Source organism: Roseovarius sp. ZX-A-9, assembly GCF_028369135.1.
Lineage (GTDB): Bacteria > Pseudomonadota > Alphaproteobacteria > Rhodobacterales > Rhodobacteraceae > Roseovarius.
Window position 1 is genome coordinate 1 of sequence record NZ_JAPWHW010000047.1, and the last position, 11,076, is coordinate 11,076.

The window sequence follows — 11,076 nt, forward strand, 5'->3', positions numbered from 1 at the left end:
CTCGAGGTAGCGACGATTGAATGGCGGTGGCTCGCTATCGAACAGCTCACGCCATTGCTGCTTCAGGTCCGGCGTCGAAGTGGTCTTGAGCGCCGCCAGGCGGGCGGGAATGGTATCAGGTTTGGTCATGCGGTTCTCCTCTGAGTTGGAGTTGCATGAACGCTCTGGTCGGGCGAATAGTGTAGGGAACTTTCTCCAGTTTCGTCAGATGCTTCGTAAGCGCGACCTGGACCCCACCTTCTTCTGAACTGCCGCTTTTGAGAATCTGTCCCTGTCTTGGAACAGGGATGGAGTTTCTCCTTGGAGGATACGTTGGAGTTTTTCCGGTCGGATGGAGTGCATAGCTCCACTTCGAGCCGGCGGCGGTGGCCTGATGCGCTCAAGGGTCAGATCGTGGCGGAGACGCTCGAGCCCGGGGCTACGGTTCGCGGGGTGGCCGAGAGGTATGGGTTGCGCGCGAACCGGCTCTCGGAATGGCGGCGCTTGGCGAAGGACGGAAAGCTGGTCCTGCCGGCCGACGAGCAGAGCGGGGATGAGGCAATGTTCGCGCCGCTCGTGATCTGTGACGCGGAGGCACCGGCCCCCGAGGTGGAGGGCGGCGCCGTTGGGCGCGATGTCCGGATCGCTGTCGGCGACGTGGTGATCCACCTTGACGCCGACACGCCCGCCATGCGCATCGCCGAGTTCGTCCGGGCACTCGGGACGCGCGCGTGATGCTGCCTGCGCACAAGGTCCGCATCCTGGTGGCGACGCAGCCGGTCGATTTCCGAAAGGGTCACGATGGCTTGGCCGCGCTGGTGCAGTCGGTGCTGAGGGAGGACCCGTTTACGGGCACGATGTTCGTCTTCCGCGCGAAGCGGACCGACAGGTTGAAGATCTTGTTTTGGGACGGGACCGGTCTCGTGATGGCCTACAAGCGCTTGGAGGAGACAACCTTCACCTGGCCTGCCATCCGGGACGGCGTGATGTCGCTGAACCGGGCGCAGTTCGAAGCCCTGTTTGCCGGCCTGGACTGGCGCCGGGTGAAGGCGCTGGACGCGCGCCGGCCGGCTGCGGCGGAATGAATCAGGCGACTGATTTGGCGCGCATTTCCAGTCGGTTCAGGGTATGTTCGGGGCATGTCGGCCCTGCCTGATATCGACCTTTCGGCCATTCCCGAGGACCAGCGCGACGCTGTCGCCGCGCTGCTACGCGAGACGGCCAATCTCAAGGAGATCAACAGGCGTCTCGAGCACCTGGTCGCCGAGTTGAACCACATCGTGCATGGCAAAAAGTCCGAGAAGCTCGACGAGGACGACCGGCAGCTGGCCTTCGAGGATCTGCAAATTGCCGTCTCCGAGGCCGAAGAACAGAAGCAGGATCACGCGCCCGGCGATGACACGCCCAAGCGCAAACGGGTGGCCAGACGCAACCGCGGCAACCTGCCCGAGGACCTGCCCCGGATCGAACGGGTGGTCGAGCCCGACAGCCTCGATTGCCCCTGCGGCTGCGGGCAGATGCACAAGATCGGCGAGGACCGCACCGACCGGCTGGACATCGTGCCGGCGCAACTGCGCGTGATCGTCACTGTCCGCCCCAAATACGCCTGCCGCGCCTGCACCGATGGCGTGACGCAGGCACCGGCCCCCGCCGCCCTGATCGAGGGCGGCCTGCCGACCGAAGGGGCCATCGCGCATGTCTTGGTCAGCAAATACGCGGATCACCTGCCGTTATACCGCCAGAGCCAGATGCTCGCGCGCTCGGGCGTCACCATCGACCGCGGCACCCTGGCCGACTGGGTCGGCACCGCCGCCTTCCATCTCAGTCCCGTAGTCGACCGACTGGCGGAACATCTGAAGACGTCGACCAAGCTCTTCATGGACGAGACCACCGCCCCGGTGCTGGATCCGGGGCGCGGCAGGACCAAGACGGGATATCTCTGGGCGCTCGCCCGTGACGACCGGTCCTGGGGCGGAGATGATCCACCGGGCGTGGTCTTCTTCTATGCACCCGGCCGCGCCGGGGAGAACGCGGAGAAGTTCCTGCGCGGCTTTGACGGGATCCTGCAACTCGACGGCTACCAGGGCTACAATCGCCTGACGCGTCCCTCCCGCAAGGGCGGTGACCCCATCCGTGTGGCGCATTGCTGGGCGCATGCCCGGCGCAAGCTGAAGGAAGTATTCGACCGCGACGGATCCGAGATCGCAGCCGAGGGTCTGCGCCGCATCGCCGAGTTCTACGCTGTGGAGGCTGATATCCGCGGCTGTGCCCCCGGGCAACGGCTCTCGGCCAGGCAAGCGCGAACAGCACCTCTGGTCGCGGCGTTCGGAAAATGGCTGCAGGAGCAGCGACTGCGCATATCGGCAAAATCCCGGCTGGGTGAAAAGCTGGCCTATATCCATCGCCACTGGGACGGCCTGCAGACCTTCCTCCGTGATGGCCGCGTCGAGATCGACTCCAACAGCATCGAGAACCTGATCCGCCCCATCGCGCTGAACAGGAAAAATGCGTTGTTCGCCGGTCATGACGAGGGCGGAAAGGCCTGGGGCCGCATCGCGTCGCTGATCGCCACAGCAAAGATCAATGGCGTCGAGCCCTTCGCCTATCTCAAGGCCACCCTCGAAGCAATCGCCGCCGGCCATCCCCAGAACCGCATCGACGTCCTGCTACCCTGGAACTTCAAGCCGTCAAGCTGAAATCAATGTGCTACCCAGCCCGCGCTTACGATGCTTCGGTGCGCTCGCGTAATCGCAACCGAACCAACCCGAGGGCCAGAAGTCCGCACAGCTCGCTGCGACGCTCGGCCGGAGACATAAGGTGCGATGGAAGAGGGTTGGGGCGTTTCATGCTCATCTCCTTTATGGAGAAAAGCCAATCAGCGCGGCGGAATGGGACACGCCGCGTTTGCACCGCCTCCACTTCATCATTAGCTTTCGGCTTCGACGGAGGACGACATGGCAAAAAAAGAGACTGCGATCGGAACCAATACGCGGGAAATATTGGAGGACATCCCAGCCGCTCTGGCGGCGAGGTTTCTCGATAAGGTCATTCAAGCCGTTGAGGGGGAAGACACCGTTCAGCGATTTAACAATGGTGCCACCGATCCAGAGGCACGCTTGTCGTTGGAGCAGTTTCAGTCCCTTGGTCCTGAATTGCTATCGGAAATCGAGGCTCAAAGCCAACGCGTGACCGAAATGGGCGAAACGAAAGGAGCCCAGTCTTTGAAAACCGTCATAATCGAAGCGGCGTCCAACGAGGAGTGCCGGCAATTCGAGGATCAGCTCGATGATATCTGCAGGAGTTGCTGGGCGTTCATCGAGTTGCCGCTTGCATTCCAGAACGCCGAAAGCTTCCATCACGCACGCAAGGACAGAGATCGTGGTAACATCCATTCCGCATTCGGTCTGGATCAGGACGAAAGCGTCCCGGCAACGGCCGAGAAGGTCAACGTTGTTGCCTTGACCGCCAAACTCGATCGGGTGCTGGGTTTAGGCAAGGCGCCGACATTGTCCGCGATCAACCTGCCGGAAACGGACAAGTACCCCGCGTCGGTCATGTTGATTGTGCGCCACGGAGCGGACCTGTCATCGGTCTATGAACACCGCGAGGATGGAAGCCGGCATCCACATTACTTTCGGCCGCAGGACGAGATTGTTCTCATCTACACGCCGCGAAACCGGTTGATCGAAGTTGTCGCGAGCAGCTTTGGCCAGCGGCACGACGTTTCGAATGCTTTTGCAGAAATAGTGCTCGGGCGGAATATCTCCGAAAAACCGCTTTCAGAGAAGGTTTATGACCTCCGTCGGTTTGCGACATCGTTCAAGCTGGAGGTCCCGGATATCGAAGGCGTGGATGTGCAATCGGCGGTGGTGACGGAATGCGAACTGCTCCTTGGCAGCTATGGCCGTCGCGCATCGCTGAAAGTTACGCGCGATGACGACATCGATGAGATGTTGAAGCGATATCTCTCCGGAGCGCATCGGTTCAGGGGACCCAGTGGTGTGCATCGCGTGGCGATATCCGTCGAATATCACCGAGAGGGGGACAAGCGGGCCAGATCCCTGAACATAACCGTGCGCGGCACCAACGGATCGAATGTATTGAGCCACAAGGATCGCGCGACGCGCGAGTTGGGCGCGAGCCTTTTGGAGGCGTGGGGCATAACCCGGAAATTGCGCCCGCTGGGCGCGGAAGAGACCGGAGACATGTTGCGACCGCTGATGCGGCTGTTTGACCTGGGCGAGACGGTCGTGACTGGGCTGAGGCTGGCGGAGTTGGAGCTGTCGGTAGACACGCTGCTTGATGCGCGTCTCATCTACCAAAAGAAGCGCCAGTCCCTCACGCTGATCGACGATGACCATGATGATGTCGTCGAGGCCGATGCATCAACGGTCACGCGGCAGCCCGATTATTCGGCCCGTGATTACACCGAATTTACAGTTGTCGAAGGTTGGCTGCGAGAGACGCTCGCCAAGTCACTGGCGGGTAATCTCTCTGCAAAGAAGTTCCAGAAAATCAGCGACGACCTTGTTCGCGTTGGAGATATTGTCAGTGTGAACGGGACCGTTCCCATCTATCTGGCGCGTGGGCTTTGGGAGCCAAATGTCATCTTCAGCCTGGAAGAGCAATTGCGGACTCGTGAGAGCGCTGGAGACGGGATCGTGTTGTGCGCGGGACCGGAAGCGCCGCGCTTCCTCGCGAACAACGTGGCCATACCTGTCGGGGATGTCTGGAACGGGAACGCCGATCCACCCGGACTGTCGCCAGACCACTTGCTCGACCGCTTCAACTCCGAGCGCCGGCTAATCGCCCAGACCACGATGGCTCGGGTCGTCCGTTCTGGCAATCATTCCGGGAGCTTTGTCATGCCAGAGAAAGACACGTTGCCCCTATCTACCCGCATACAGCTGGATTTCTTCGAAAAGCTTGCCGACGCCTACAATGCCGGAACGCCAGAGGTTCACACCGGCGTGCTTATCGAGGGCACGATGGCCAGGACTCCGAGAGAAATCTTCACCGGGAAGATGCGCGAGCGCGTGTTCGGGACCTATGTGCAGAAAGGAAGCAAAAACGGGATGTGGCGCCTCAGCGACTGAAGCCTCCAGACTTCCTCCAGACTCGGGCGTGGGACGCTCCAGACAGTCATCCGGCATTAAGCCTCCATCAACCGACGGAGGCCGACATGGCACGACACGAACAAACTTACACTAGTCAGGGCATTCCAATACAGCGCCGCCGGCAGCGCCCCCGTGGCGACGACTGGCTCTGCAGCTGCTGCGGCCGGCTGCTGGGATGTATTCATGGCCATGACGTGCACATCCGCTTTCAGCGCCGGCACGAATATGTGGCAACGCTGCCCGCTTCCGCGACCTGCAAGGGGTGCGGAACTCTGAACCGCGCTCGGTCGGCCAAGGCGGACTGAAAACAACCACTTACAATTCGTAGAGGCGCGCGACGCCCGAACCCCGGCCCGATGAGAGGCGCGAGATGCCCGGCCCCAGCCCAGGCATCTCGTGTCCTCAAAATGGTTGGCGCATCATGCGCAGCTTGTCCGGTCGGTGAACCGGCATTCGAATATCGCACTCTTTCCGAAACTCATTCCAAAGGCTGTTGCGGGTCGATCATTCCGCGATCCTTCACAGCTGTTCGAATGGCAGCATTGCCGCGGTGGCGATCCCGAAAAACGAAACACCATTCTTCGCACCCTGCATTCTGCGGCGGTTGGCGATGCCGAGCTCGGCAAACTGTCTACCGAACTCCTGATCCTCGCGCTATGGCCGGGGCTTTGTGTTGTTCGTGGAAAGCTTCGGAGGCTCATGGATTTGGACCAGCTGGAAACCGACCTCATCTCCGGTCTGGCTGAGGGTATTCTGCAATCCGATCCGGGGAAGGTCACTCGGGTGGCAGCAACCCTGTTGCGCAATGTGGAACGTGATCTTCGGCGCAGCTATCGTCGCGACGCTCGGTTGGTGCTGTCCGACGACGCCGATGTATTGGCAGGACAAGCCAGCTCCGATCAATGTGACGATGATCCCGAGGCCATCTTGGAGGCCGCCCGGCGCCAGCTCGGCGAAGACGGTCAGATGCTGGCCTTGGTGCACATCGCGGGGTTCAGCCAGAAGGACGTCGCCCGGTTCCTCGGGATCACCCACGATGCTGCCCGTAAGCGCTGCCAAAGGGCATTTGCAGGCCTGAAGACGAATTTCGATGCATGATGTCCCAATCCGGCCCTCAGCCCGGCTTTTCCACAATAAGCGCGTCTTTTCGATGCGCCGAGAAAGGACGGGAACAATGACCAGCACGATCATCGATGACGACTACCAGCGGGTTCCGGGGCTTTATGCGACCTGGGACTTCACCATGCTGATCGAAGAGGGGCGCAGCTATCTGATTGAGGATGGTGGCCGCACCGAAGACGGACAGGCGCTGTTCATGATCTTCGAGCGCCCTCAGAAGTGTGAGGTCGACCAGCATGACTGAGACCCCGGTTTATCTCACGCAACGGGAATTGGCGACGCGCTATCGTCTGAGCGTGCGGACAATCGAGCGCTGGAGAGCTGACAGCTACGGCCCCGCCTGGATCACCATCGGTGCCTCGATCCGCTATAGCATGACGGATGTGCTGGCCTGGGAGGCCGCACAGAGAAGCGTGGGCTGCGCAAGCGCGCACGAGACAGTCACCAACACCAACAAATAGAAAACCCCACCGGCTGCATCGGCGGGGCTTTCATTGGGTGGAGTGGTGGGCACTCTAGATGATCCAAGAATACCGCCGATTGCCGCCGGAATCAATTCCGAGGTTAATCAATGAGCACACTTCAAATCAAACTGCTGATGCGCGTCTACGGCTTGACCGAAAGCCAGGCGCAGATGCTGGCAACCTTGATCTGGGGGGCGGGCCAGTGAACACGACTATCCGACTCCCCGAAGGCGACGTTTGGGACCGCGCCAAACTGGAAAAGAACTGGATGTGTTTTCGGGTCGAACATCCGGGGGCCAATGGCAAGGCGAACAAGGTCCCGTGCAACGCCCGCGGCGGCTATGACGCAGCAACCACAAACGCCGCATTCATGACCTTCGATCAGGCCGTCGACGCGCGACAGGGGCTTACCTCGCGCATCTTCGAGATCAATGAGAACCTGGTCGCACGTGGGACACCAGATAAGCAGGCAGCCACTTTTTGCGTGGGCTACCTTGCCCGTCCGGGCTCTGCCTTTGTGACACTGGATCTGGACAATGTGATCGGGCCGGACGGCGCTTTGGCCGACTGGGTTCCGCCGCTTGGGGAGACGTATACAGAGGTATCCACTTCCGGCATCGGCTTGCACATGCTGACCTCACGGCATTCAGGGGATGACCGCGTGCGGGAGAAGAACAACGCCGGCATTTATGCCGGGGTGCAGCGCGGCATCGCGCTCACCTTCACGCATGTCGAGGGCAGCCCCACACACATAAACGAGGCACCAATTGCGCGCGGCGTCGTCATTGACCGGATAGGCAAGGTCAGGAAAGACAAGGACGCTCCTGCCGAGGGCAATGCCACTGGCTGCGAGATCAACACTGGCGTGGTTTGTGACCGCCGTGACGTACCCGAAATCCTGGACAGCTTGCCGAACCCTGCCAACGGTCGGGATGAGTGGGTGCGCATGGCACATGCCTGCAAGGCTGCGGCATTTGAAGCCGATACAGAAACAGCTTTGCGTATCGAACAAGCCTTCATTGCGTGGTCGCAGCGTGGGGAAGCCCACGGGGCATCCGGCAGAGGCAACAGCCCGCAGCGGCTTTGGGATAGCATCAAGACCATCGACACCATCACGCCCGGCACGTTCTATCACATTGCGGCAGGCCTTGGCTGGGCCAAAATCGCGGACCGGCCAGCTACGCGTGAAGATACCACTGCAAGAGATACGGACCCGCCACCGGCAGGCGATCCGGTGGACCTTTGGGGCAGCTTTGACCCGCCGGACTTGCCGAAAGGGGTGTTGCCGCCGATCATCGAACAGTTTGCACGCGCCAACGGTGCGCAGATGGGGGCCGATCCGTCGGGGCTGGCGATGGCCGCTTTGACAACATGCGCGGCCGCCATCCCAGATCAGATTCAGATCAAGGTGAAGCGCCACGACGACTGGACCGAAAGCGCGCGCCTCTGGGCGGCGCTGATGGGGCCGCCGTCTGCAAAGAAAAGCCCGATCATCTCCGCCGCAACTGGTCCGCTTTGCCGCTTGGATATGCAGATGATGCGCGCATGGCAACAGCGGATGAACGATTACGACGCCTTGAGCACAGACGAAAAGAAGGCCATCCCACGCCCGATGCAAACGCGGCTCAGGATTGAGGACGCGACTGTTGAGGCCGCACAGCAAGTGCTGGAAGGCAGCCCATGGGGCGTTTTGCTTCTGCAAGACGAACTCAGCGGCTTTTTCGGAGCGATGGACAAATACAACGGCGGCAAGGGCGCGCAGGCTGACCGCGCGTTCTGGTTGCGCAGTTTCAACGGCGGGCAATTCGCCTTGAACCGGGTGGGGCGCGGGGCGACGATCATCGAAAATCTGTCTGTTTCGATGCTGGGTGGGATTCAGCCCGAACCCCTGCGCAAGATTGCAGGCGACAGTGTTGACGATGGACTATTACAGCGTCTTTTCCCGATCATGTTGCGCACGGCAACACTGGGCCGCGACGAGCCCATGCCGCCAGTGAATGCCGCTTATCAGGTGTTGATACAGGAGCTCCGAGAACTGACTCTGCCCGGCTGGATGGAACAGGGGTTGCTACAATTCGATGACGGGGCGCAGGCGATCCGCCGCGATCTGGAAGCTCGCCACCTTGACCTGCAATCTCTGGAAACCATCAATCGCAAGCTGGCGTCGCATATCGGCAAATATGACGGGCTGTTCGCGCGGCTTTGCGTTGTGTGGCATTGCATCGAACACATCGAAAGCATGGCCGCTTGCGAAAACCCTGATCCCGATGCAGTGGGCTTGCGATCCACAGTCACAGAGGCGACCGCACGACGCGTTGCGACGTTCCTCCACCGCTTCCTGCTGGCGCATGCCATCGCCTTCTACAGCGGCGTTCTGGGTCTGTCTGATGATCACGACAGGCTGACTGCAATCGCCGGATATATCCTTACGCAAAAGCTGGACCGGATTACCAACCGGGACGTGCAACGGGGCGACCGTACGATGCGGGGATTGAAGGAACACGAAATCCGCCCGTTGCTGGAACAGTTGGCCGCGCTTGGCTGGCTGGACCGGATCGACCCGCCGCGCCCGTCATCGCCGCCGCATTGGCAGGTGAATCCGGCGGTGCACCAGAAGTTCGCAGACCGCGCGACGCGCGAAAAGGAGCGTCGCTGCAAGGCACGCGAAACGATCCGCGATCTGAGCAAGGGGGCTGTGTGATTTATCAGACTGGCCTGTTAAAATGAAACCGCGCGACCAAGGCCGAAATGGAAGCCCGCGCGCAGTTCCTGATCGTCTACGCGAAATGCAATGCGCCCGTCACCGTCCGGCGGCTTTTCTACGCCGCGACCATCCGCGGTCTGATCCATAAGACAGAGGGCGGCTATAACAAGGTGCAAGCGCAGGTCCTGGCACTTCGCCGTGATGGCCGATTGCCCTATCGCTGCATTGCCGATGCGACCAGATACACGCGCAAACCCACCACGCATGACAGCATCTATTCGGCGCTGGAGGATTTTGCGCTTCTATACCGCAAAGCCCTTTGGGCTGACAGCGATATTGAGGTGGAAATCTGGATTGAGAAGTCCGCGCTTGCAGGAGCCATCAATCCGGTGACTGAAGACTATGACGTGCCGTTGATGCCGACGGGCGGCCATACCTCCGAAACCATCGCACATGATGCCGTTTCCGGAATGCAGGGCAGCAACAAGACGCTGGTAATTTACAGCCTCTATGATTTTGACCGATCGGGTCGTGATGCGCAGAACAGCCTGGAAGAAAAGGTCATGCGCTTTGGACACCAGCTTGGTGTTGACGTGCAGTTTTTCCCACTTGGCCTCACCGCCGATCAGGTGCGCAACATGGATCTCCCGACTCGGCCACACAAGCGTGCCATCACGGCAGACAAAGCATGGCCGCATCCTTTCGCCGCTGAACTGGATGCGATCCCACCCGATGTGCTGCGCGACATGTTGAGGGGTGCGATCGAGCGTCATCTACCCGCGCATGAGCTTGAACACCTGAAACGTGTCGAGCGAGCCGAACGCGAAACCCTGCTGCAATTCGTATCATATGCAAAGCAGGGTCCGGCGTGACTTTTGTCACCATTGTCCCTTGCGCGCGTGAGACAGAAACTTGTCGCTATAGAAAAGAAGGCGTTTTCTGGTCCCTGTTACGTACGCGCAAGGGACAATGGTGACAAAACTTTCCTGGGAATGCCGCCTGCAGCCGCCAGCCGCGTCCTTGCGCAGGTTTGCTTGAACCGCATCTGTCCGGGTAGCTGTCGCCTCCTGTCGTGTATTGTCATTTATTGTCATGATTACAATAGCTTGCCGTTCGTGATATCCTGCGCCCAATGGTGAGGTTAAACCCAAGGCGGGGTCATGGCAAAGAGAACGGAAGCTGAATTCAACGAGGAGAACGTGCAGGGCGCGCAGGCAATTACGCATCGCCCGGTTGTCGATCTCATCCCCTACGCCAACAACGCACGCACCCACAGTGAGGCGCAGGTGGCGCTTATTGCCGGGTCAATCCGGGAGTTCGGGTTCAACAACCCGGTGCTGGCGGATGGGCAAAACGGCATCATTGCCGGACACGGCCGGGTGCTGGCGGCACAGAAGCTGGGGATGACCACTGTGCCGGTGATCGAACTGGCGCATCTGAGCGAGGCGCAGAAGAGGGCTTATGTCCTCGCGGATAACCGACTGGCCGAGCAGGCGGGGTGGGACCGGGATCTGCTGGGGCTGGAACTGGCAGACCTCTCGGAGCTGGGGATCGATCTCGGTGATATCGGCTTTGAAGGGGCAGAGCTGGATGCACTGCTGGATCATGGGGCGGGGGATCCGAAAGAGGAAGCGACACCCGAAGCCCCCGACGTCCCGGTCTCGCGACCGGGCGATCTCTGGCAACTGGGCGC

General features: G+C 60.6%; 10 protein-coding genes and 1 pseudogene. 10 read left to right on the forward strand and 1 reads right to left on the reverse strand.

The window, feature by feature from the left end:
• A pseudogene (locus O3306_RS22010) lies at window positions 1–129 on the reverse strand (DUF2924 domain-containing protein); the annotation flags it as partial.
• Between the two features lie 171 nt (window positions 130–300).
• Here O3306_RS22010 and tnpA point away from each other — a divergent pair.
• The 10 genes from tnpA to O3306_RS22060 form a co-directional block, all read left to right on the forward strand.
• The gene (gene tnpA / locus O3306_RS22015; RefSeq protein WP_272011514.1) at window positions 301–714 is read left to right on the forward strand and encodes an IS66-like element accessory protein TnpA; all 414 of its coding nucleotides are present in this window, start codon (window positions 301–303) and stop codon (window positions 712–714) included.
• The gene (gene tnpB, locus O3306_RS22020; RefSeq protein WP_272011516.1) at window positions 714–1,064 is read left to right on the forward strand and encodes an IS66 family insertion sequence element accessory protein TnpB; all 351 of its coding nucleotides are present in this window, start codon (window positions 714–716) and stop codon (window positions 1,062–1,064) included. The genes tnpA and tnpB overlap by 1 nt, the downstream gene beginning before the upstream one ends.
• 54 nt (window positions 1,065–1,118) lie before the next feature.
• Window positions 1,119–2,675, forward strand: coding sequence for an IS66 family transposase (gene tnpC, locus O3306_RS22025; RefSeq protein WP_272011518.1), 1,557 nt, complete (start codon window positions 1,119–1,121; stop codon window positions 2,673–2,675).
• A 258-nt stretch (window positions 2,676–2,933) separates the two neighbouring features.
• Entirely contained in the window at window positions 2,934–5,075 is a 2,142-nt protein-coding gene (locus tag O3306_RS22030; protein WP_272011520.1) for a hypothetical protein, read from the forward strand.
• Between the two features lie 462 nt (window positions 5,076–5,537).
• Window positions 5,538–6,194 carry an RNA polymerase sigma factor gene (locus tag O3306_RS22035; protein ID WP_272011522.1) on the forward strand — a complete coding sequence of 219 codons (657 nt, stop codon included), beginning with the start codon at window positions 5,538–5,540 and terminating at the stop codon, window positions 6,192–6,194.
• Between the two features lie 76 nt (window positions 6,195–6,270).
• Window positions 6,271–6,459 carry a hypothetical protein gene (locus O3306_RS22040; protein WP_272011524.1) on the forward strand — a complete coding sequence of 63 codons (189 nt, stop codon included), beginning with the start codon at window positions 6,271–6,273 and terminating at the stop codon, window positions 6,457–6,459.
• Window positions 6,452–6,676 carry a helix-turn-helix transcriptional regulator gene (locus O3306_RS22045; protein ID WP_272011526.1) on the forward strand — a complete coding sequence of 75 codons (225 nt, stop codon included), beginning with the start codon at window positions 6,452–6,454 and terminating at the stop codon, window positions 6,674–6,676. The genes O3306_RS22040 and O3306_RS22045 overlap by 8 nt, the downstream gene beginning before the upstream one ends.
• A gap of 205 nt (window positions 6,677–6,881) precedes the next feature.
• Complete coding sequence (locus O3306_RS22050) at window positions 6,882–9,380, forward strand: DUF3987 domain-containing protein (RefSeq protein ID WP_272011528.1); 2,499 nt, start codon at window positions 6,882–6,884, stop codon at window positions 9,378–9,380.
• Window positions 9,381–9,427: 47 nt separating this feature from the next.
• Entirely contained in the window at window positions 9,428–10,255 is an 828-nt protein-coding gene (locus O3306_RS22055) for a hypothetical protein (RefSeq protein WP_272011530.1), read from the forward strand.
• Between the two features lie 288 nt (window positions 10,256–10,543).
• Window positions 10,544–11,076, forward strand: a 533-nt coding sequence (locus O3306_RS22060; protein WP_272011531.1) for a ParB/Srx family N-terminal domain-containing protein, incomplete at its 3' end; no start/stop codon positions are given.

Coding starts and splice junctions, on each gene's coding strand:
- tnpB (WP_272011516.1), top strand. CDS start 714: ATGCTGCCTGCGCACAAGGTCCGCATCCTGGTGGCGACGCAGCCGGTC.
- tnpC (WP_272011518.1), top strand. CDS start 1,119: ATGTCGGCCCTGCCTGATATCGACCTTTCGGCCATTCCCGAGGACCAG.
- O3306_RS22030 (WP_272011520.1), top strand. CDS start 2,934: ATGGCAAAAAAAGAGACTGCGATCGGAACCAATACGCGGGAAATATTG.
- O3306_RS22040 (WP_272011524.1), top strand. CDS start 6,271: ATGACCAGCACGATCATCGATGACGACTACCAGCGGGTTCCGGGGCTT.
- O3306_RS22045 (WP_272011526.1), top strand. CDS start 6,452: ATGACTGAGACCCCGGTTTATCTCACGCAACGGGAATTGGCGACGCGC.
- O3306_RS22055 (WP_272011530.1), top strand. CDS start 9,428: ATGGAAGCCCGCGCGCAGTTCCTGATCGTCTACGCGAAATGCAATGCG.